Genomic DNA, 21,870 nt, shown 5'->3' on the forward strand with positions numbered 1-21,870 from the left:
ATTCCAGCCATGCCGCATCGCGTAGTCGTTCTCGCCCTCGACGGAGTCCTGCCGCTCGATCTGGGCATCCCGGCGCGGGTGTTCAACGAGGCCTGCGAACCGGACGGGACCCGGCTGTACTCCGTCACGACCTGCTCTCTCGGCGGACAGCCGGTGCGCACGCACGAGGACTACCGGCTCGTCGTCGAGCACGACGAGTCGGCGCTGGAGACCGCGGACACCGTCGTCCTCGCCACGCAGGAGCCCACCGAACACCTGCTCAAGACCGGCCGACTCCCGGCGGAAGTCGCCGCGGCGCTGGACCGGATCCGGCCGCGGACCCGCATCGTCAGCCTGTGCACGTCGGCGTTCCTGCTCGCCGCGGCCGGCCTGCTGGACGGCAGGCGGGCCACCACGCACTGGGCGCTGTGCGACGCGCTGGCACGGCGGTTCCCCGACGTCGAGGTCGATCCGGACGTGTTGTTCGTCGACAACGGACGCATCCTGACGTCCGCGGGCGGAGCGGCCGGCATCGACCTCTGCCTGCACCTCGTCCGCCGGGACCACGGGACCGCGGTGGCTTCGGCCGCCGCGCGGCGCTGCGTGGTCGCGCCGTGGCGGGAAGGCGGGCAGGCGCAGTTCATCGAGCACCCGGTCCCGCGGGACACCGACCGTTCCACTTCCGCGACCCGGCAGTGGGCGCTTGACCGGCTCGCCGAGCCGATCACCCTGGACGACCTGGCCCGGCACGCGCACATGAGCGCGCGCACCTTCACCCGGCGGTTCCGCGGCGAGGTGGGCAGCAGTCCGCTGAAATGGCTTGCGCAGCAACGGCTCGCGCACGCCCGGCTGCTGCTGGAGTCGACGAACCTCCCCATCGCACGGATCGCGACCGCCTGCGGTTTCGGCGATCCGGTCGCCCTGCGCAAGCACTTCTACACGTATCTGGGCATGTCACCTCTCGCTTATCGCCGGGCTCACCAGGTGCCGGAGCCGTTGGCAGCACAGTGAAATCCGGCCGGTCCGCCCCGGCACCGAGCACCGGGAGATCGGCTGCTTCCGGGGGATCCGGCGGACTGGAGTCTCTATCCGGACATCGCCAAGGCGTCGTCGTCGCAGATCGCGCCGCAGCGCGAATTCGACCGGGCGGGTCACGGCGTTGAGCTCGTCTCACGTCGTCGCCCGGCTGGCGCGACGTAGCCGCTGTGGCGCACGACGAATACCTGCGGCGTCGACATCGTCATGGGCACCGAGTTCACGTGGAAGCAGTACCTCGCCCCCCAGCAGGCAGCTCACCTGACGGCATCGCACTCGTTCCTCGCGGCCGCCCTCCGTGCGCTGAATCCCTTCACCTCCCACGACAATCTCAGTTTCCGGCCTGCGGTCCGCTACGCCGAACTGGTGGGCCTCTTGACAGAGCCGCCGGGAGACGACCGTTACCGGGCGTACGGCCCGGGGCAGAAGGAAACCGGAGCGGCGGGCAGTGTCGAACTCGCCCTCGACGCGATCGCTCCGGAATGGCTCCCGGAGGCGCCGCGCCCGCGGCCCGGCCGGTCATTCCCCCGCGAACTTTTCCGACATTCGTACGGCACCCGGGACATTCCCTACGAAAGTCGGCTCGGCGCCGAACGCGCCGAGAATCCCAGCACCGGCAAGGCAGATACGAATTGACCGGCGAATCCTGAACATTCCGTTGGTCCGTTTGGAGCATTGACGCCCCGATCCGCCGATCCTTTACTCGACTGTGCTCGGCCGCATACCCACCGTAAGCGGCCGGGCGCGTTCCCTCTCCCCGCACCCATCGTCCTGCCTTCATGGAAGGAAGACCTCGATGCCCCATCGCGGATTCACGACGGGCCTGGCGGCTGCCGCCGGGCTCGCTATGACGCTCGTGCTGCCGGCGGTTCCGGCCGGCGCGGCTCAGGAAGCCCAGCCCGCGTCCCCGGACGCGGCCGCCGCTCGCGCCGCTGATCAAGCGGTCGCCTCCGGGTTCGCCGCGCTCAGCCGCGGCCCCGCGGAGGCGTTCCGGCGCGTCGGCCTGACCGCGGGCGACGCCGGACTCTTCTACGGCGCCTACGAGCGCACCTACCAGGGCCTGCGGGTCGTGGGCGGGGACGCGGTCGTCGTCGCGGACGGGGCCGGGAACGTCCGCGGCACCAGCGCCGCGGAAACCGCGCCCATCTCCGTGGGGACGCAGGCCGTTCTCGACGCCGCGAAGGCCGCTTCCACCGCGCGTGCCCAACTGCCCACTGTGGACAGTGTGAGCACCCCGGAGAAGGTGGTGCTGGCCGGGACGAATCCGAAGCTGGCCTACGAGGTCGTCGTCTCCGGGCGCACCGCCACGGCGCCGAGCAAGCTGCACGTGTTCGTCGACGCCGCCACCGGCGCGGTGCTCGACAAGCGGGACGACATCAAGACCTTCGGCTCCGGCGCCAAGTCCCAGACCCAGTCGAACGCGGTGAACGTCGCGGGCACCGGCAACAGCTACTACGTCGGCACCGTCTCCCTCGACACGACGCAGTCCGGCTCCACCTACTCCCTGCGCGACCCCGGCCGCCCGGGCCTCAGCTGCGGCCGCGAGGGCGGGTCTGTCTACAGCGGACCGGACAACAGCTGGGGCAACGGCTCGGGCACGAATCTCGAAACCGGCTGTGTCGACGCACTTTTCAGCGTCCAGACCGAGTGGAAGATGCTGAAGGACTGGCTGGGCCGCAACGGCATCAACGGCAGCGGCCGGGGCTACCCCGCGTCCGTCGGCCTCAATGACGTCAACGCCTACTGGGACGGCTCTTCGACGCACTTCGGGCACTCGCAGGACAACCGGCGCCAGGCCACCTCGATGGACGTCGTCGGCCACGAGTTCGGGCACGGCATCTTCCAGACCACCCCGGGCGGCGCGGGTTCCGGCAACGAGAACGGCGGCTTGAACGAGTCGACCGGCGACATCTTCGGAGCGATGACCGAAGCCTACGCGAACAACGCGAAGGACCGGCCGGACTACGAGGTCGGCGAGGGCGTCAACCTGGTCGGCCAGGGCCCGATCCGCTACATGTACGACCCGTCGAAGGTCGGCGACCCGAACTGCTACTCGTCGTCGATCCCGAGCACCGAGGTGCACGCCGCGGCCGGCCCGCAGAACCACTGGTTCTACCTGCTCGCCGAGGGCTCGAACCCGGGCGGCGGCAAGCCGGCCAGCCCGACCTGCAACAACAGCAGCGTCACCGGCGTCGGCATTCAGAAGGCCGCCAAGATCTTCTACAACGGCCTGCTGAAGAAGACCTCGTCGTGGAACCACCGGGCCGCCCGCAAGGCGACGCTGGAGGCCGCGATCGCGCTCTACCCGGGCAGCTGCACCGAGTTCACCGCGACCAAGGCCGCTTGGAACGCCGTCTCCGTGCCCGCCGTCTCCGGCGAGCCGACCTGCACGGCACGGCCCGTCCGCTGACCTGACGCGGCCGGGTCCCGCTCCCCGCCGACCGGCGGGACCCGGCCGCGCGGCAGGCAGTCCCCGTCCCCGAAATCCCCGCTCCCCCAACCGAAGGAACGCACCGCCATGAAGTGGAAGACAAAACTCGGCGCCGGGGTCACCGCCCTGGTGGCGATACTGGGCGTCGTCACCGTGCCCGCGGCCACCGCCGCGCCCGCCTCGACGCTCGCCGCGCCGGACATCTCGCTGGCCAACATCAAGACGCATCTCAATCAGCTGCAGACCATCGCCCGCAACAACGGCGGCACGCGTTCGCCGCGCGGCGGCGGCTACGCGGCGTCGGTGTCCTATGTGGAGAACCTGCTCAAGAACGCGGGCTACACCACGAAACGGCAGACGTGCACGAGCTGCACCGGCCAGTCGCAGAACCTGATCGCCGAGTGGCCGCAGGGCGACGCGAGCCAGGTCCTCATGCTCGGCGCGCACCTCGACTCGGTGAGCGCGGGCCCCGGCATCAACGACAACGGCTCCGGCAGCGCGTCCATCCTCGAGGTCGCGCTGACGCTGGCCCGCACGAACCCGGCCATGGCCAAGCGCGTCCGGTTCGCGTGGTGGGCCGACGAGGAGTCCGGCATGGTCGGCTCGCGGTACTACGTGAGCACGCTGTCGGGCACCGAGCGCGCGAAGATCAAGACCTACCTCAACTTCGACATGATCGGCTCGAAGAACTGGGGTTACTTCGTCTACGACGACGTCGCTTCGGTCAAGGCCGTCTTCGACGAGTACTTCGCCTCCATCGGCATCGAGACCGAGGGAGACACCGAAGGCGACGGCCGGTCCGACCACGCGTCGTTCAAGCGCGCGGGCATCCCGGTCGGCGGCCTCGCGACCGGCGCCGGCGACATCAAGAGCTACGAACAGGCCGACAAGTGGGGCGGCACGGCGGGCGCACCGTTCGACAACTGCTACCACCGCGCCTGCGACACGACGGCGAACATCCCGGACACGCCGCTGGAGAAGAACTCCGACGCGATCGGGTACGCGGTGTGGAAGCTGGCGGCCGCGGCGCCTGTCGCGACGGCTCATCGCTGAACCTGATTAGACAGCCGCTCCGGGTCGTCGCCACGAAGTTGGCGGCGGCCCGGAGCGTCCGGCTGTCCGGGATCGGCCTGCCGGACGAGGATCGGTTCGACCAGGAACGGGCGGTATCCCGCGATCTCGGGCAGGTCGAAATGCTCGAACTCGTTGCGCTCCAGATGCCACCGGACGATGCGGCGGGTCGACCCGCGGTTCGGCTGGGAGAAGACCAGCGTGTCCGGGGTTTCCCAGATCGGCGAGGTCGACGGGGTACCGCTCGCGTCGCAGCCCTCTGGGAGCGGGTATTCGGCGGTCGTCCCCGCGGCCAAGTCGAGCACCTGCACCACGGGCGGTTCGTGGCCGCCCGAATACATCAGCGCGCCGCCCGGCACGAAGCGCCAGCGATGGGGTTCCGGCAGCGCCCGCTGCTCCCCCGACGCCGTGAACACTGTTGCCGCTCCGGCTTCTTCGCGCACTTGAGCGCCGGAAAGCGGGTCGAGCTGATGCACCGTCGAGGCGAACTCCACCGGTTCCTGGCCGGGGGTCCAGCGGGAAGCGGTGAACGTCATATATCCCGACCTGGTGGTGAAATAGACCGATCCGTCGTGGACGGCCAGGACGGTTCGGGTCAGCTCGTCTGATTTCGGCAGGCTCCACACTTCTTCCGTGGCCACGTCGAAGACATGCACCTGGTCCCAGGTCTGCCGGCCGACGTGCGTCTCCACCCCGGCCAAGCAGCGTCCGTCGACGCTGCGGACCGGCAGCATGCCCAAGTCAACCGGCACTTGGCCGGCAGCACCGGTCCAGTCGATCAGTTGCCCTTGCCCTCCGGAGGAGGCGACGTAAACGCCTGTCAGGGTCTCGAACGCGCGGTAGCGATAATCGCTCTCGACCCGGCCGAGGACTACCGGTTCACCCGCGCGCCACACGACAACTGCGCCGTCGCCGGAGACAAACCCCGCTTTCGGCGGCGAACCGGCCACGGTCACGGGTTCCTCCCTGCGCACGGTTTTGACCCGCCTGCGTGCCGGCCGGGTCGGCGGCGGTCGGCGAGGAAGCGCTGTGACGGCACCGTTTTCCCGGTGGATCAGCTTGTCGCTGACCGCGTACGCGAGCAACGGCTCGACTGTTTCCTCCGGGACAGCCAGCAACCCGGCCAAATCCCTTACGTGCGCCGGATTCGACCAGGCCGCGATGGTGACAAGGTCTGCGGCGAGCCAAACGTAGACGGCGCGGATCGCGGCGGCGTCTATCCGGTTCGCCAGTTCGTCCGGGAGGTCGAGCATTTCCGTGGCCCGCCGCGGCGTTCCCGCCTGGTATCCGCCGGTGCCGTCCTCCACGAGCAGCCCCGCGGCGACCAGCAACGGAATCCCGTCCCGACGCGTGCGCGGCGGGTCGACGCCCAATTGGGCACACACGCTCTCCGATGGCTGCTCCCTGCCGGGCAGCGGTTCGTCCAGCCAGCCGTCCGGGCGCAGCATGCCGACAAGCGTGAAGTACCACGACACTTCGATGACGTCATACCCGAACACCTGCCGCCAGCCCGGCTCCTCCGGGTGAATCGCCGGACGCGTGCGTTTGAGCCACCGCGGCGGTTCCGGGACCTCCTCCGGCCAGAACTGGAACAGCCAGACGTCGCCTTCCTCGCCGGCGTCCGCCGGTCTCCGGCACACCCGGACGCGGTAAAACCCTTTCGCGCCAAGACTCAGTTCTCCGCTGAGCGTGCCGCCCGTCAACCACCCCAGGCCCGCGATCCCCGAGCGGCTGCGAAAGGGCGACTCGACGATGTCTTCCCAGTTCCCGAGTCGCAGTTCCGGTGGTCCGTCGTGCGCTTCGCAGCGAATTGCCTGATAGAGGTGGTCAGCCGTGGCGTATAGCCAGCCGTCGCCCGCTGTCGCGACAGTGCCGGACACCGTCCCCGTCGCGTTTTCGCCGAGCAGTTCGTTGTCCAGCGCGGGCAAAGTCTTGTCGCGGTACACGTCTCGAAGCACGATGGTGCCGTATTCGGGCGAGTACTCGTCGTCCTCGCAGAACTCCAGAAGCGTCATGCCAAGAACGGTAGCGGCGGGGTCCGACAATTTTCGGCGGCAGCGGTGTCCCGGCGAGACGGTGGCAGGGAGTCCACTGTGGTCAGTTCCACGCCATTCGCTGGAAAGCATCGATGAAAGAACGGAATCCTGCTGATCCCGGTTCGTGCGCACGTGATCTCGCAGGATGCCTTCGCGAACGAAACCCGGGACGTTCAGTCACTTCCCGAGCAGCGGCTCACCAAACTTCCGACCCAGCCGCCCCTCAGCCGAGCAACCGGCGCAGGAAATCCCGGTACGCCTCATGCAAAAACTGGCACACCTCAACCGCCGCGTCGACATCCCCGCCCAGCATTCCCCCCGCCAGCAAGCGATGCCGTTCCAGATCGTCCCGATCCATCACATGCCCCTTCGGATCGATCTGCACGATCTGGTCGATCTCCGCGGTGTGCTCGTCCCACAGCCGGATCAGCGACTCAGACCCGGTCGCCTGCACCAAAGCCCGGTGCAGCGCGTGGTCAGACTCGCTGAGTTCCTGCCCCGCCTCCACGGTCTTCTCCAGCCGGTCCAGTGCCTCGCGCACCGTTGCCTCCCCCTCGGCGGAGACCCCGCGCCGACGGGCCAGCTGCAGGGCTCCGACTTCCAGGACTTCCCGCACCAGGTCGATGTCGGTCAGCGAGCGCTGCACCTCCTGCGACTGCGCGGCGACGTCCTTCTCGGTCACGAACGCGCCCCGGCCGACCTGGATCTCGACCAGGCCCAGCGAGCTCAGCATTCCCAGCGCTTCCCGCACCACCGGCCGCGAGACCTCGAATTCCAGCGCCAGCCTCCGTTCCGACGGCAGCTTGCTTCCGCCCGGGTACCTGCCGTGCCGGATGCCCCGGAAAAGCTCGTCCGCCACCCGCGCGCGCTGAGTGCTGAAGGCCACCGCCTCCTCCTTCTCCCCTGTCGCGGCGGAGGTTCCCCCGCCACGGCAGCTTAGGCGGCTCCGGCCGGTCCGCGACCGGCGGAGCAAACTGGTATTACCGGTATTGCCTCTGTCCGGGTTTGAGCTTAGCCTTCCGGGACGGCACCCGCGTATCCCCCGAACAAGCCAGGCAGAGGAGCAAGCGTGGACGACAACCTCCCCCGCGCCGGGATCAGCCGGCGCGACGCGCTCAGACTGGCCGGAAGCGGCACCCTCCTCCTCGGCGCCACCTCGCTGCTGAGCGCTTGCGGCGGCGGCAGCTCAGGCAGCCAGGACTTCAGCCTTCAGCTCGGCTGGGTCCCGGACGCCGAGTACTCCGGCTTCTTCATGGCCGCCGAGAACGGGCACTTCGCGAAAAACGGCCTGACCCCGAACATCCTCCCGGGCGGCCCCGCGACCAGCCCGGAACCGATCGTCCTCACCGGAAAGGCGCTGCTCGCGGTCGAGCCGGTCCCGGAGAACGTCGCGAACGCGGCGCAGCGCGGCAACGACCTGAAGATCGTCGGCGCGCAGTTCCGGCGCAGCCCCGAATGCTGGGTCTCGCCGGCCAAAGCACCGGTCAAGACGCCGGGCGACATCGTCGGCAAGAAGCTCGGCATCACGCTGTCCGGCAAGAACACGGCGCTGGCGTTCCTCCGGAAGAACGGCGTCGACCCGGCGAAAGTCACGCTCGTGCCGATCAGTTTCGATCCCGCTCCCCTGGTCGCCGGCGAGATCGACGCGCTGTGGGGCATCGCGACCAATCAGCCGGTGACGCTCGGCGAAAAGGGCGTCCAGACGCACACCATGCTGCTGGCGGACTACGGCTTCAACCGGATGCAGGACGTCCTGGTGACGACCGGTGCCGCACTGAAGGATCCGGACAAGGCGGCGCTGCTGAAGAAAGTCGTGGCGGCAAGCCAGCAGGGATGGCAAGACGCGTTGGGCGATCCGGCCGCTGCCGCGCAAACGACCGTGACGAAGTACGGCAAATCCCTTGGCCTGACTGCGACTTCGCAGGTCAAGACGCTCGAAGCGATGAAGCCGTTCATGCGGCCCGCAGCGGGCGGCCCGGTGCTCACCATGTCCGACGCGCTGATCAAGGACACCGTCAACGCGCTGCAGAACATCGTCGGTGTCAAAACTTCTCCCGACCTGTTCACCAATGAACTCTTCTGACGCCATGGCCGCACAGACCCTTCCCGCTCGTCCGGACGACCAAGGCGGCCTCGACCTGTCCGGTGTGACGAAGACCTTCCACGACGGCAAACAACACGTCGAAGCCGTCCGCGAGTTCTCGCTGACCGCGCCGAAGGGCGCGTTCGTCGGGATCATCGGCCCGTCCGGCTGCGGCAAATCCACCGTGCTGCGCATGCTGGCCGACCTGGACACGCCGACGTCCGGCACGATCTCGGTCAACGGCACCGCTCCGCGAGAACTCCGTTCGCAGCACGGGATCGGCGTCGCTTTCCAGGACGCGGGCCTGCTCCCCTGGCGCAGCGTCGAAATGAACATCACCCTGCCGCTGCAGGTCGCCCGGCGAACGCCGGACCCACGAGACGTCGCCGAACTCATCGACCTGGTCGGCCTGTCCGGCTTCGAGAAATCGCGGCCGTCGCGGCTTTCCGGCGGCATGCGGCAGCGAGCCGCGCTGGCCCGGGCGCTGATCAACCACCCGAGCCTGCTGCTGCTCGACGAACCGTTCGGCGCGCTCGACGATCTCACGCGGCAGCGGCTGAACTTCGAATTGCAGCGGATGTGGCTGGACCGCGGCACCACGACCGTCCTGGTCACGCACAGCATTTCCGAGGCGGTGCTGCTGTGCGACACCGTCGTGGTGATGAGCCCGCGACCCGGCACGATCTCGAAGGTCATCACCATCGATCTCCCCCGCCCGCGCACCGCCGCGACGCTGCGCGAACCGAAGTTCCACGAGTTGTGCGACGAACTGTCGGCGGTGCTGTTCGAGAACCCGGCGGGCAGCTGAATGCCCCGGCCGATCCGCAGATACGGCGGAGCCGCACTCGCCGTTGTCGTCGTTCTCGCGCTGTGGCAACTGATCTCGCTGTCCGGACCGTACTCCAGCGTCGTTCCGTCACCGGTCGAACTCCTCCGGCAGATGTGGAGCGACCGCGGCTTCTACGGTCCCAACATCGCCGCGACGATGAGCGAAGCGGCGCAAGGGTTCCTGTGGGGCAACGTCCTCGCGATCGCCGCCGCTCTGCTGACGTCCCGGTACCGGATCCTGCAACGGGCGCTGGAACGGTTCGCGGTCACCGCGATCGCGCTGCCGCTGGTCGCCGTCGCGCCGATTCTGTCGATCCTGTTCTCCTCCGGGACTCCGAGCGTGATCCTGGCCGCCCAGTCGGTGGTGTTCCTGACCGTCGCGTCCGTCCTCTTAGGACTCCGGTCGGTCGGCGCCGGTTCGGTCGACGTCATCCGCGCCGCCGGCGGCAGCGAATGGACGGTGCTGCGCCGCGCCCGGATCCCCGCCGCGCTGCCGAATCTGGTCGGCGGACTGCAGATCGCCGCGCCGAGCGCGCTGCTCGGCGCGATCATCGGCGAGTACCTGGGAGCCGACCACGGACTCGGCGTGGCGATGATCCAAGCGCAGGGCGCGTTCCAGGTGGCCCGGCTCTGGGGCTTGCTCGTCGTCACGTCGCTGCTCGCCGCGGTTTGCTACGCCGCGATCCCGCTGCTCGCGAAACTGCTGGTCCCCGCGTTGCGCTCGGTCGAGACGACCCTTGGCGCAGCCGAACGCGCCGCGCCGAAACCGAGCGCGGCCCGGCGACTGCTCAGCGGCGTGCTCAGCCTGGCGAGCACCCTCGCCGTCATCCTCGCCGCGTGGTGGGGCATGGCGATCCTGCTGCCGGGCGCGTCCTCGATCGCCCCGGCCCCGGACCGCGTCATCCCGTATCTGCTCCACGGGCACACCTCGCTCGGCACCACGGACGCCGAGTCGGCCCAGGCGCTTCCGTACCTGCTCGGCCAGCTGCTCCGGACGCTCGGCGACACCGGGCTCGGCCTGTTCTCGGGCGTCGCGCTCGCGGTGCTGGTCTCGATCGCCGCCTTCGAGTTCAAAGCGATCGAGAGCGCCGTCCTCGGCGTGTCGGTCGCGCTGCGGTCCATTCCGATGCTCGCGATCATCCCGCTGCTCGCCCTGGTCTTCGGCCGGGGACTGGTGGCGGTCACCGTGCTCATCGCGGTGATGACCTTCTTCCCGACCGTCGTCAACGTCCTGCTGGCCATGCGGGCGATCCCCGCCGCGGCCGAAGACATCCTGCGCTCCGCCGGCGCACCGCGCTGGCAAACGATTCTGCGGCTGCGGATTCCCTATGCCCTGCCGGGGCTGCTCGCGTCGATCAAGATCGCCATTCCCGTTTCGATCGGCGCCGCGATGGTCGCCGAATGGCTGTCGACCGGGAGCGGACTCGGCGCGACGCTCACCGTGGCGGCCGCGGTCTACGACTACGACTTCATCTGGGGCGCGGTCTTCCTGATCCTGCTGACCTCGCTCGCGGCGTATCACCTCGCCGCCGCGGCGGAAGCCAGGCTGGCCGCCCGCCGCTCCTGAATCCCGCTGACCCCGCGTCCCCCGACGCGGGCAGAGAGGAGAAGCAATGCCACGCACCGTGCTGACGAACGGGCGGCTCAACGGAGCCCCGGAGGCACAGACGCTGGTGATCGAGGACGGACGGATCGCCAAGGTCCTCGCCATGGCACCGCCCGCCGAGCCTGGAGAGGAACGCATCGACCTGGCGGGCCAGATCGTCCTCCCCGGTTTCGTGGACGGGCACGCCCACCTGGACATGAGCCTGTGGGGCGAACCTTGGGTCCGGCGCACGTCGGAGGCCATCACGATGGAGCAGATGTTCGCCGACACGCTGCAGGACTGGCGCGAAACCACGACGCCCAGCGCGCTGCGCGGCGGCCGGTTCCTCGCCGAATGCATCCGCCACGGGTCGACCAACGTGCGCACTTTCGCCAATGTCGCACCGGAAATCGGGCTCGAGGGCGTGCACGGGATGCTCGAGGTGCGCGCGGCCTTCGCCGAGCAGGTCGACCTGGAGATCATCGCGTTCGGGCAGATCGGCGTCCTCAGCCATCCCGGAACCGCCGACTTCCTCGACGAAGCGCTCAAGCTCGGCATCGACGGCGTGGCCGGAGTCGATCCGGCCGGAATCGACGGAGACGCCAAAGCCTCCCTCGACACCATTTTCGGGCTGGCGGGCAAGTACGGCGTCGCGGTCGACTTCCACCTGCACGAGACCGGCGAACTCGGCCGGTGGCTGATCAGGCAGATCGCCGAACGCACCAAAGCGCTGGGGTTGCAAGGGAAAGTGTCCCTGTGCGACGTCTTCTGCCTCGCCGATCCCTGGCCGACACCGGACCAGCTCGCCGAAACCAGCCACGTCCTGGCCGACGCGGGAATCGCCGTCGCCGTCGGCGTGCACGGCCTCCTGCCGGTGCCGGACGTGCGGCGGCTGGCCGAGTTCGGGGTCCCGATGTGCCTCGGTTCGGATTCCTCGCGAAGCCGCTGGTCGCCGTGGGGCGACGGCGACATCCTCGCGCGGGCGATGATGCTGTCGTACAAGTCGTACTTCCGCCGCGACGAGGATCTGGAGTTCGCGCTGTCGATGACGTCCCAGCGGGGGCGGGCTGCTTTCGGTTACGAGAAGGCTGATCTTGCCGCGGGCGATGTCGCGGATCTTCTTGTGCTGCCGGGCGAAGCGCTCGGCGAGCTTGTGGTTCTTCCGCCTCCGCGCAGCCTGGTGATGAAGCGGGGAAAGATCGTCGCGCGCGACGGGGCGCTCACGCAACGCCCTTCGCTGATCGGGTAACCCGCCGAGAAATCAGCAGAAGCTGTCCCGCTTCGCTGGCGCGGGCCTCGGTCGTACCCGAGGTCCGCGCTGAGCGCCGGACGGTCGGCGCGAGGTGAACTCGCGGCCGGATCCGCCCAAGTGGTGGACACGATTGCGTCCGGATGCGAGGAGCGGTCCACTCGGCCCGTCCACTCTTCTCGCGGAAGGATCCTCATGTCCGTCACCGACGAGCTTCTGGCCAACAACGCCGCGTACGCCGCGAGTTTCACCGGGCCGCTCCCTCTGCCGCCCGCCAAGCACGTCGCGGTGCTCGCCTGCATGGACGCCCGCCTCAACGTCTACGGGGTTCTCGGTCTCAACGAAGGCGACGCGCACGTCATCCGCAACGCGGGCGGCGTCGTCACCGAGGACGAGATCCGTTCTCTCGCCATCAGCCAGCGACTGCTCGGCACCACGGAAATCATTCTGATCCACCACACCGACTGCGGCATGCTCACTTTCGGCGACGACGAATTCCGGAACTCGATTCGGCGGGAAACCGGCATCAAGCCCGCTTGGGCCGCCGAGGCGTTCACCGACCTCGAGGAGGACGTCCGCCAGTCCCTCGCGCGGATTCGGACCAGCCCCTTCATTCCGCACCAGGATTCCGTCCGCGGCTTCGTTTTCGACGTCGCCACCGGGAAACTCGCCGAAGTCGGCTAGGCGAGGAACGCGTGCGGGTCGGTGTAGAGCGCGTCCAGTTGCACCGCCCCGGCGGCGACGCCGAGCAGGTCCTGGCCGGGGAAACTCGTCGGGAGCACCCGGCTCGCCGCGTCGACGCGTCCCCGCGACCGGGCCGAGACCTCCGCGCGCACCGCGTCCCGGCAGGCGGGCAGATCCGCGATCCCCGGTTCGGCGACCACCAATACCTCGGGGTTGACCACGTCGAACAACAGCGCCGCCGCCCGGCCGATCGTGCGGGCGCGGCCGAGCAGGACGTCGAGCGCGACCGGATCGCCGGACCCGGCCGCCTCGACCACGTCCGCGATGGACACTCGTCCGGCGCGAGCGGTGACCGCCCATTCGGCCGCGTCGGCTTCGAAACAGCCGGAGCGTCCGCAGGCGCATCGCGTGCCCGGCGCGCCGAGCGGGAGGTGCGCGACGGTGCCCGCCGCCGAGCCCGGGCCGCGGTACAGCCGTCCGCCGGACACGATCGCGGCGTCGACCACGTTGCCGACGAACAGGTGCACCAGCGATCCGCAGCCGCGCGCGGCGCCGAACATCGCCTCCGCCGAGGCCAGCGCGCGGGCGTGCCCGTCGACCCGGGTGGGCAGACCGGACAGCTCCGCCAGGATCGGCCCTGCGGGCACGTCGTACCAGCCGAGCGAGGAATGCTCGACAAGCACCCCGGCGTCCGGGTCGACCCAGCCGCCGCTGGCCACGCCGAGTCCCACCGGAATGCGGCCTTTCTGGTGGTGCTGCCGGAATTCCCGCAGCCGCGCGGCTGTCCCGGCGAGGATCCGCTCGGGTTCGCCGCCGGGATGCGGCACCTGTTCCGAGGCGAGGACGCGGCCGCGCAGGTCGAGTGCGGCGAGCGTGGCGAAGTGGTGGGCGATGTGCACTCCGAATACCACGTGCCGGTCGGCGGCGATGTCGAGTTCGGTCCGGGGCCGTCCGGCCCGGCGGTCCGGCGACTGAGCCGCCGGGCGCGTGGTGAGGAGGCCGAGGCCAGCGAGGCTCGCGCACTGCCTGCTGACTCCGGCTGGGCTGAGGCCGGTCAGTTGCGCGATGGCGTCGCGAGCCAGCGGGCCGCGCGCGAGGACGGTCCGGAGCACGGCTGCGGCGGAGGTGATGCCGTGGTCGCGCGCGAGAACACTCGTCGTCATCGATCAGCTCCCGGCTCGCTCTTCACGTCCGTGAGAGGAACGCTGAGTCCGTCAGGGTTCCCCTCACGGACCGCACCAGCGCCGGTCTCACCGTTCAGCTCGTGATCGGGTCCGCGCCCGGGCGCAGCGGCGGGCCGATCGCCAGGCTGGGAGCCGGTGCGCGGCCCTTCCCCCATCCGAGCCGTTCCCGGTAGCTGCCCAGCAAGCCGCCGTCCGTCAGCAGATCGGCGTCCTTCGCCATCGCCCCCTCCGGTTCCGGCGACGTCCGCGGCGAGACGAACAACGCGTCGACCGGGCAGTTCGCCTCGCAGTGGAAGCACGTCTGGCAGTCGTCGTGCCTGCTGATCACCGGGATGCCGTCGGCGCCGCGGTCGAAGACGTTCGTCGGGCAGACCGTGACGCATTTGTCGCAGGCGATGCAGCGCTCCGCGGACACCAGCTCGATCACGACACCGCCTCCACGACTGTCCTTTCCGGACGAACCCAAACCGTGTCGAGACCGCCGGTGTGCAGGCGATGCCGCTGCGCCGGGTCCTGCGAGCGGAAATCGAGCCGCTTCGCCATGCCCCGCGTCTCGGTACGAGCCAGCGCCGACCGGTACATCCACCGTGCGTGCGCGGCCATCGCCGCCGCCTGCCGGGTGCGGACGGACAGTTCGCCGGAGCCGCCGAGCGACGTTCGCAGCCGCGTCCAGATGTCGTCCAACGAGGCGAGCGCCGGGGTCAGCACGTTCCCGTGTCGCAGGTAGTTCTTGTCGTAGGGCAGGACTTCGCGCTGGATCGCGGCGATCACCTCGCGGTGGTCTCCGTCGACACGCCCGCCCGGCCGGAGCCCGGCCTCGCCGAGCGCGAGCGTCCGGCGATGGTGCGCACGGGAACCCAGCGACCGGGCGTAACGAGCGGCTCCCCGTCCGGCCCAGGTGCCCGACGACATCGCCCAGGCGGCATTGTGGCTGCCGCCGCCGGTGAAACCGCCGCAGATCAGTTCGCGGGTGGCCGCGTCGCCCGCCGCGTACAGGCCGGGAACCGTGGTGGCGCAGTCGTCCGAGACGATCCGGATGCCGCCGGTTCCGCGGACCGTGCCCTCGGCGATCAGGGTGATCGGGAACCTCTCGGTGAACGGGTCGATGCCCATCCGGTCGAAAGCGAGGAAGAAGTTCGGCTGGGCCAGCCGCATCGCCGCGCGGGCCTGTTCATCGGCCCGGTCCAAGCGGCAGTACACCTTGCCGCGCAGCAGTTCCCGCGCGATCGGCGAGCGCCGGACGCCGCTGGCTCCCTCGAGCACGCTGCCGTCGGCCCGGAAGAACGTGGCGAAGTGGTAGAACGCGGTCTTGGTGACCGAGGTGCCCTCCGGTGCGATGCCGTAGGCGTTGGAGAACTCCATGCCGGACAGGTCGGCCCCGGCCTCGGCGGCGAACAGCGCGCCGTCCCCGGTGTTGACGTCGCAGCCCAGTGCCTTCGACAGGAACGCGCAGCCGCCGGTGGCCAGCACGACCGCGCCGGCCCGCACCCGGTAGTCCTGCCCGCCCTGCCGCTGGTGACCGGCCGCGCCCGCGACCGCCCCGGAGGGATCGGCGAGCAGTTCGGTCACCGGGCTGTGGTCGAGGATCCGCACCCCCGCGCGCCGGACGAGAACCCGCATGCGGCGCAGGTATTCCGGGCCGTGGAGGCCGTTGCGGAGCTGGCGTCCGTCCGGGCCGACGGGGAACGGGAACCGGGCCGAGACCGCGAGTTCGTTGACCCGTTCGTAGGTCTCGTCCAGCACCCGGGCCGCCCACCTCCGGTCGGCGAGCCTGCCGCCGAGTTCCTCGCGCGAGTCCATCGCCGCCTCCCGGGCGGCCGGGTCCGGGGGCACGTACCAGACGCCGGTGCCCGCGGCGGCCGTCGCGCCGCTGGTTCCGCAGTAGCCTTTGTCCGCCAGTACGACGTCCGCGCCGTCGCGGGCCGCGTGCAGCGCCGCCCACGTCGCGGCCGGGCCGCCGCCCGCCACGAACACGTCGGCGGTCAAGTCGAGCGTTTCCATCAGGTGGTCCCTTCTCAGCGATCCGTGCGCCAGGACGTGAACCGCCGTTCGACGGTCACGAGCAGCTGGTTGAACGCGACGCCGAGAACGGAGATCGCGACGATTCCGGCGTACATCTGCGGGATGGCGAAGTTGTACTGCGAGAAGTTGATCAGGTACCCGAGCCCGGCCTTGGCGCCGACCATCTCCGCGGCGATCACGACGACGATCGCCGCCGCTCCCGCGAGCCGGATCCCGGTGAAGATCGTGGGCACCGACGCGGGCAGGACCACCCGGGCGAACAACCGCGGCGCCGACAGGTCCAGCGAGCGCGCCAGTTTGAGCAGGGTCGGGTCGACGGAGCGCACCGCGCTGATGGTGTTGAGCAGGACCGGCCAGGTGCAGGCGTAGAAGACGATGGCGATCTTCGAGGTCTCGCCGATGCCGAGGATCAGCACGAACACCGGCAGCAGCGCCAGCGCCGCGGTGTTGAGGAACACCTGCACCAGCGGGGTCAGCACGTCCGAAACCGGTTTGTACCAGCCGATCAGCACGCCGAGCGGCACCGCGGTCACGACGGCGAGGGCGAATCCGGCCAGCGACCGGGTCAGGCTGGCCCCGGCGTTGGAGGCGAGCTGCCCGTTGCCCGCCAGGTCCGCCAGCGCGCCGAGGACGGTGTGGAACGGCGGCAGGAAAACCGGGTCCACCAGGCCCGCGCGCGGGGCGATCTCCCACGCCGCGAGCAGCAGGATCAGCGCGATGCTCTTCACGAAGGCCGCCTGGAGCCGGCCCCGTCCGGCTCGGGGGCGGGTTGCCGCGGGCTCCGTCCGCTCGGTTCTCGTGGTCTCCGGGACAGTGGTGACGCTCATGCTCCGACGGCCTCCTTCTCCAGTTCGTGCGCCCGGGCCACCTCGTCGTGCAGCAGTTCCCAGATCGCGTGCCGGTACCGGGCGAACTCGCCGGTCGAGCGGACGTCCGCCACGTCGTCGCGCCCCGGCAGATCGATGTCGACCACGCTCTTCACCCGGCCCGGCCGCGACGTCAGCACCACGACGCGCTGTCCCAAGTAGACGGCCTCGTCGATGCTGTGGGTGATGAACAGGACAGTTTTCCCGGTACGCCGCCAAATCCGCAGCAGCTCGTCCTGCAGCGACTCCCGGGTCTGGGCGTCCAGCGCGGCGAACGGCTCGTCCATCAGCAGCACGTCCGGGTCGTAGGCGAGGCTGCGCGCGATCGCGACGCGCTGCTTCATGCCGCCGGACAGCTCGTGCGGATGCCGGTCGGCGAACTCCAGCAGGCCGACGAGATCGAGGTACTCCCTCGCCCGCCGCGCCCGGTCGGCCCGGCGCACCCCGGTCGCCTCCAGGCCGAATTCGACGTTGCCCCGCGCGGTGCGCCACGGCAGCAACGCGTACTGCTGGAACACGATCCCCCGGTCCCGGCCAGGCCCGCGCACCGGCGCTCCGTCGAGCTGGATCAGGCCGGTGTCCGGTTCGGCGAGCCCGCCGAGCAGATCGAGCAGCGTCGATTTGCCGCAGCCGCTCGGCCCGACGATCACCGCGAACTCGCCCGCTCCGATCTCCAGGTCGATCCCGGCCAGCGCGGTCAGTCCGCCGCCGGAACCCCGGACCGGAAAGGTCTTGCCGACATCGGCGAACCTGATTCCGCTGTGCACCCCGCTCATCACTGGCCCTTCGCGTACGAGTTGAACTTGTTGGTGTAGAGGTCGCCCGCCTTGACCGAACCCGGCCGGATGTCGCCGCGCCCGCCCAGCCAGTCGATCCAGAGCTGCAGCTCCTTGTCGGTGATCACGCCGCCGTTGTCCGCGACGCCCCAGGAATTCCAGTACTTCAGCGGGTCGGTGTCCTCGTTGCGGTTGCGGCCCTTGACGATCTTCGTGAAGCGTTCGATGACCTTCTCGCGCGGCGTGGTCTTGCTCCATTCGATGGCTTTGGCCACTCCGCTGACGAACGTGCGCACGGTGTCCGGATTGCGTTCGATGAAGTCCTTTCGCAACACATAGGTTCCGGCGGTGAACGCGCCGAGCAGCTCGTAGTCGGTGAACAACGGCCGGATGCCGCCGCGCGCGAGCGCCTTGTCGCGCAGGATGCCGTCCAGCACGGCCACCTCGATGTTGCCTTGGCGCAGCGATTGTTCGGTGTTCACCGGGGGCAGCGCGACCGGTTCCGCCTTGGCTATGTCCTCTTTGGACAGTCCGTGGCGCTGGAGGTAGATGTCGAGCATCGCCTCGGAGTGCGCGCCGAGGGTGTTCATGCCGATCTTCTTGCCCGCCAGGTCGTGCGGGCCGCGGATCGGGCTGTTTTCCAGCACGTAGAAACCGTTGAACTCCAGCTTGTCCACGCCGTAGTAGCCGAGCACCGAGGTGATCGGGGCCCCGGCCGCGGCGAGTTTGACGACCGCTCCGTTGAACGCGCCGCCGAAGTCCACCTGGCCGGTCGCCGCGGACTGGATGTCCTGCGGCCCGCTGATCGTGTCGCCCACCCACTGCAGCGTCACGTCGCCGAGATAGCCCAGGTCGGCGGCGAGTTCGGGCGGCGTGACCTGGCCCGCCCAGCCCTGGTAGCGCAGGGTTTTCGTGGTGCCGCCGCTCGCCGCGGCGCAGCCGGCCGCCGTCGCCGCGAGCCCCGCGAGGGCAAGTCCCAGAAAGTTCCTTCGGCTCGTGGTCACGGTGGCACGTCCTTTTTTCGCACAGGGGAAAAGGGAGCACGGAATTGCCGGAAGCGGCGTGCGGATCAGGCTGGCAGCAGGCTTTCCGGCAGGCAACGACGTCCCACATCCCGGACTCGGGCCCGCTGCCCGGATTCTGGGACGAATTTGTTTCACCCTGAGCGCAATCTTGCTTTCCGGGCGCGCGGGCGCCCAGTCTTGAAGGCAGCCGAGCACACCGAATGGGAGTACCTGATGACCCTCGCCGACGCAGTGGACACGCGCCTCGCCGTACACAAGATCGGTGCCGACATCGGCGCCCGCATCGACGGAATCCGGCTCGGCGGCGACCTGCCCGCCGACACCGTCGCGCGGATCCGGGACGCCTTGCTCGCGAACAAGGTCATCTTTTTCCGCGAGCAGCACCACCTCGACGACGAAGGGCAGCAGGCGTTCGCCCGGCTGCTCGGCGGGCTCACGCAGCCGCATCCGACCGTCCGCAGCACCGGGCTGGGGAACATCCTGCCGATCGACGCGCAGCACGGAAAAGCCAACAGCTGGCATTCCGACGTCACGTTCGTCGACCGGATCCCGGCGATCAGCCTGCTGCGCGCGGTCACCCTCCCCGCCTACGGCGGCAGCACGACCTGGGCGAACACCGCGAACGCGTACGCCAAGCTGCCCGCGTCGCTGCAGTCGCTGGCGGAGCGGCTGTGGGCGGTGCACACCAACGCCCACGACTACGCCGGCCGCGCGGACGAATACCGCGTCGGCGGGGTCGACGTGAAGGAACAGTCCTATCGCGACGAATTCCGGTCCGAGATCTACGAAACCGAACATCCGGTCGTCCGGGTCCACCCGGAAACCGGCGAGCGGGTCCTGCTGCTGGGGCACTTCGTGAAGCGACTGGTCGGCTTGTCCAGCACCGAATCGGCGGCGATCTTCGAACTGCTGCAGGCCCGCGTGACCCGGCTGGAGAACACTGTGCGCTGGCAATGGGCGCCGGGCGACGTCGCGATCTGGGACAACCGCGCCAGCCAGCATTACGGCGTCGCGGATTACGACGATCTCCCTCGCCGCTTGCACCGGGTCACTGTTTCGGGCGACGTGCCGGTCAGTGTTGACGGGGTCCGCAGCACCGCGCGGGTCGGCGACGCGGCGGCGTATTCGCCGCTGGCCTGAACCCGCGTCCGGCCGTGCTGCGGTTCAGCACGGCCGGACGTGTTCGTTTTCAGCCCAGTCGCGGGAAGAGGGCGCGGGCGTTGGCGGAGTCGATCGCGCGGGATTGTTCGGCGGTCAGTCCGCTCTGAGTGTCGAGGATTTCGGTGAAGCGGGTGGCGACTGGCGTTGGGGCGTAAGGGAAGTCACTGCCGTAGAGGATCTTTGCGGGGTCGGCGAACCGGGTCAGCGCGCCGAACGCGTATTCGCCCGAGGACAGTGCGGTGTCCCAGTAGAAGCTGCGGAACCGGGCCAGGAGTTCGTCTTCGGTGGGCCCCGCAGGGTTCAACGCTGTCTGGACCTGGCAGAACCGCAGGGCCGCGTAGGGCACGAAGCCGCCCGCGTGCGAGAGGATGATGCGCACGTTCGGGTACCGTTCGGTGATCCCGTGGACGACCATGTGCACGGCGTTGCGGGTGGTGTCGAACGGATAGTCCACCATCGGCCCGGGAACCTCGGGCAGCACCGGGAGGAGCGGGTGCCCCGGGTGGATGAACACCACGGCGCGGCGCCGGTCCAGCGCTTCCCACAGCGGCGCGTACCGGTCGTCGCCGAGGTAGACGCCGTCGTAGTTCGACAGCAGCACCACGCCGTCGACGCGCAGCTGGTCGAAGGCGTAGTCGACTTCGGCGACCGCGCCGTCGACGTCCGGCAGCGGGAGAGTCGCGAAGTTCCCGAACCGGTCCGGGCGCTCGCGGACGAGTCCGCCGGTGTAGTCGTTGACCCGCCGCGCCATCTCGCGCCGCGCCGTGCCCTCCCAGCCCGCGACGCTCGGGGCGGTCAGCGACAGCACGCTCGTGGCGATGCCGTTGGCGTCCATGAAGGTCAGGTGGTCGTCCGGCGTCCACTGTGGAACGGTCCAGCCTGAGGGGTCGCCGCCGTGCTGGGCGAGGGACTCGCCCCAGAAGGGAGGGACCAGGTGGGTGTGGACGTCGATGCGTTCGTGTGCGCTCATGACTCCACCGTCTCTCCCCGGCGCCGGCGGCGGGAGGGGGAGGATCCGATCCCCCTCCCCCGGAGTCTTTGCTGATGGCGCGCGATCCTCGGCTGGCGCAGCTCGGGGCGTTCCTGCACGCCCGCCGCGACGAGGCCCCGCCGCCCGCCTCCGAGACGGGCCGACGGCAGGTGCCGGGTCTGCGCCGCGCGGAGGTCGCGGCTCGGGCGTTCGTCAGCGACGAGTACTACACCAGGATCGAGCAGGGCCGGGTCCTGCCCAGCGCCGACGTGGTCCGCCGCGTCGCCGCCGCCCTGGAACTCGACGACGACCAGACCCGCTACGCCCTGGACCTCCTCGCCGACCCGGTCGCCCTGCCGGAGGATCCGGAGCCGAGCGATCCGCTGCGCCGCCTGGTCGAGCGGATGGGCGACGTGCCCGCCCTCCTCGTCGGACCGGCCACCGCGATCCTCGCCTGGAACCCCGCCGCCGCCCGACTGCTCACCGACTTCGGCGCGACCCCGCCAGCGCAACGCCGCTTCGTCCAGATGGTGTTCACCGACCCCGTCCTGCAAAGCCGGTTCACCGACCTGGAAGCCATGCAGCGCACCGTGATCGGCGTCGTCCGCGCCAGCACCCCGGCAGGCCCGCCCACCGGAGACTGGATCGACGACCTGCTCCGCACCAACCCCGACTTCAAAACCATGTGGGAACGCAACGACGTCGTCCGCCCGCACACGCACCTCCGTGTGCGGCTCCGACTGCCGGGCGGAGTCGAGGAGACGGTGGACCAGGTGGTGCTGCAGGTGGTCGACGATCCCCATCAGCGGCTGATCGCGTTCGTCCCGGCCGGGTAGAAAGCCTCCGCCGGAGCCAGGGCTCACGGGCCGGGACAGCCGCTGCGGA

General features: G+C 69.8%; 20 protein-coding genes. 11 read left to right on the plus strand and 9 right to left on the minus strand.

All coding sequences use genetic code 11. The features are described from left to right. Window positions 1–9 precede the first annotated feature (9 nt). The 4 genes from ABZX37_RS03100 to ABZX37_RS03115 all read left to right on the plus strand — a co-directional run bounded on the left by ABZX37_RS03100 (window position 10) and on the right by ABZX37_RS03115 (window position 4,498). Complete coding sequence (locus tag ABZX37_RS03100; protein ID WP_354735422.1) at window positions 10–990, plus strand: helix-turn-helix domain-containing protein; 981 nt, start codon at window positions 10–12, stop codon at window positions 988–990. A gap of 231 nt (window positions 991–1,221) precedes the next feature. Continuing rightward, complete coding sequence (locus ABZX37_RS03105) at window positions 1,222–1,650, plus strand: DUF6193 family natural product biosynthesis protein (protein WP_354735424.1); 429 nt, start codon at window positions 1,222–1,224, stop codon at window positions 1,648–1,650. Window positions 1,651–1,810: 160 nt separating this feature from the next. Further along, window positions 1,811–3,424 carry a M4 family metallopeptidase gene (locus tag ABZX37_RS03110; RefSeq protein WP_354735426.1) on the plus strand — a complete coding sequence of 538 codons (1,614 nt, stop codon included), beginning with the start codon at window positions 1,811–1,813 and terminating at the stop codon, window positions 3,422–3,424. A gap of 108 nt (window positions 3,425–3,532) precedes the next feature. Further along, window positions 3,533–4,498, plus strand: a complete 966-nt coding sequence (locus ABZX37_RS03115; protein ID WP_354735428.1) for a M28 family metallopeptidase — start codon at window positions 3,533–3,535, stop codon at window positions 4,496–4,498. On the opposite strand, the gene ABZX37_RS03120 is transcribed toward ABZX37_RS03115, so the two are convergent. Together ABZX37_RS03120 and ABZX37_RS03125 are read right to left on the minus strand one after the other, a co-directional pair. Further along, window positions 4,489–6,531 (minus strand): hypothetical protein, encoded by a 2,043-nt coding sequence (locus tag ABZX37_RS03120; RefSeq protein ID WP_354735430.1) that lies wholly within the window; start codon window positions 6,529–6,531, stop codon window positions 4,489–4,491. The genes ABZX37_RS03115 and ABZX37_RS03120 overlap by 10 nt on opposite strands. A 244-nt stretch (window positions 6,532–6,775) precedes the next feature. Next, window positions 6,776–7,438: a GntR family transcriptional regulator gene (locus ABZX37_RS03125; protein ID WP_354735432.1), complete on the minus strand. Its 663-nt coding sequence runs from the start codon at window positions 7,436–7,438 to the stop codon at window positions 6,776–6,778. Window positions 7,439–7,621: 183 nt separating this feature from the next. On the opposite strand from ABZX37_RS03125, the gene ABZX37_RS03130 reads away from it, so the two are divergent. The 5 genes from ABZX37_RS03130 to ABZX37_RS03150 all read left to right on the plus strand — a co-directional run bounded on the left by ABZX37_RS03130 (window position 7,622) and on the right by ABZX37_RS03150 (window position 12,981). Next, window positions 7,622–8,635, plus strand: coding sequence for an ABC transporter substrate-binding protein (locus ABZX37_RS03130; RefSeq protein ID WP_354735434.1), 1,014 nt, complete (start codon window positions 7,622–7,624; stop codon window positions 8,633–8,635). Window positions 8,636–8,639: 4 nt separating this feature from the next. Further along, window positions 8,640–9,443 carry an ABC transporter ATP-binding protein gene (locus ABZX37_RS03135; protein WP_354735436.1) on the plus strand — a complete coding sequence of 268 codons (804 nt, stop codon included), beginning with the start codon at window positions 8,640–8,642 and terminating at the stop codon, window positions 9,441–9,443. Beyond that, complete coding sequence (locus ABZX37_RS03140; RefSeq protein WP_354735438.1) at window positions 9,444–11,030, plus strand: ABC transporter permease subunit; 1,587 nt, start codon at window positions 9,444–9,446, stop codon at window positions 11,028–11,030. It begins immediately after the preceding gene. 46 nt (window positions 11,031–11,076) lie between these two features. After that, window positions 11,077–12,297 carry an amidohydrolase family protein gene (locus ABZX37_RS03145; protein WP_354735440.1) on the plus strand — a complete coding sequence of 407 codons (1,221 nt, stop codon included), beginning with the start codon at window positions 11,077–11,079 and terminating at the stop codon, window positions 12,295–12,297. Between the two features lie 195 nt (window positions 12,298–12,492). After that, window positions 12,493–12,981, plus strand: a complete 489-nt coding sequence (locus ABZX37_RS03150; RefSeq protein WP_354735442.1) for a carbonic anhydrase — start codon at window positions 12,493–12,495, stop codon at window positions 12,979–12,981. Here the strand turns inward: ABZX37_RS03150 and ABZX37_RS03155 are convergent. The 6 genes from ABZX37_RS03155 to ABZX37_RS03180 all read right to left on the minus strand — a co-directional run bounded on the left by ABZX37_RS03155 (window position 12,978) and on the right by ABZX37_RS03180 (window position 18,833). Next, on the minus strand, window positions 12,978–14,144 hold the full coding sequence (locus ABZX37_RS03155) for an ROK family transcriptional regulator (RefSeq protein ID WP_354735444.1): 1,167 nt from the start codon (window positions 14,142–14,144) through the stop codon (window positions 12,978–12,980). The genes ABZX37_RS03150 and ABZX37_RS03155 overlap by 4 nt on opposite strands. Before the next feature lie 94 nt (window positions 14,145–14,238). Then, on the minus strand, window positions 14,239–14,592 hold the full coding sequence (locus ABZX37_RS03160) for a ferredoxin family protein (protein ID WP_354735446.1): 354 nt from the start codon (window positions 14,590–14,592) through the stop codon (window positions 14,239–14,241). Continuing rightward, window positions 14,589–16,166 (minus strand): FAD-binding protein, encoded by a 1,578-nt coding sequence (locus ABZX37_RS03165; protein WP_354735448.1) that lies wholly within the window; start codon window positions 16,164–16,166, stop codon window positions 14,589–14,591. Before ABZX37_RS03165 ends, ABZX37_RS03160 begins: the two co-directional genes overlap by 4 nt. Window positions 16,167–16,180: 14 nt before the next feature. Then, entirely contained in the window at window positions 16,181–17,014 is an 834-nt protein-coding gene (locus ABZX37_RS03170) for an ABC transporter permease (protein ID WP_354735450.1), read from the minus strand. Further along, complete coding sequence (locus ABZX37_RS03175; RefSeq protein ID WP_354735452.1) at window positions 17,011–17,829, minus strand: ABC transporter ATP-binding protein; 819 nt, start codon at window positions 17,827–17,829, stop codon at window positions 17,011–17,013. Before ABZX37_RS03175 ends, ABZX37_RS03170 begins: the two co-directional genes overlap by 4 nt. Beyond that, entirely contained in the window at window positions 17,829–18,833 is a 1,005-nt protein-coding gene (locus ABZX37_RS03180; RefSeq protein ID WP_354735454.1) for an ABC transporter substrate-binding protein, read from the minus strand. The genes ABZX37_RS03175 and ABZX37_RS03180 overlap by 1 nt, the downstream gene beginning before the upstream one ends. A gap of 234 nt (window positions 18,834–19,067) precedes the next feature. Here ABZX37_RS03180 and ABZX37_RS03185 point away from each other — a divergent pair, with 234 nt between their 5' ends. After that, the gene (locus tag ABZX37_RS03185) at window positions 19,068–19,994 is read left to right on the plus strand and encodes a TauD/TfdA family dioxygenase (protein WP_354735633.1); all 927 of its coding nucleotides are present in this window, start codon (window positions 19,068–19,070) and stop codon (window positions 19,992–19,994) included. A gap of 49 nt (window positions 19,995–20,043) precedes the next feature. Here the strand turns inward: ABZX37_RS03185 and ABZX37_RS03190 are convergent, their stop codons facing one another. Next, window positions 20,044–20,985: an amidohydrolase family protein gene (locus ABZX37_RS03190; protein ID WP_354735456.1), complete on the minus strand. Its 942-nt coding sequence runs from the start codon at window positions 20,983–20,985 to the stop codon at window positions 20,044–20,046. Between the two features lie 74 nt (window positions 20,986–21,059). Here ABZX37_RS03190 and ABZX37_RS03195 point away from each other — a divergent pair, with 74 nt between their 5' ends. After that, a complete protein-coding gene (locus ABZX37_RS03195; protein ID WP_354735458.1) occupies window positions 21,060–21,821 on the plus strand; it encodes a helix-turn-helix transcriptional regulator in 762 nt (253 codons plus the stop codon). Window positions 21,822–21,870: the final 49 nt, after the last annotated feature.

This window comes from Amycolatopsis sp. NPDC004079, from assembly GCF_040610415.1.
Lineage (GTDB): Bacteria > Actinomycetota > Actinomycetes > Mycobacteriales > Pseudonocardiaceae > Amycolatopsis > Amycolatopsis halotolerans.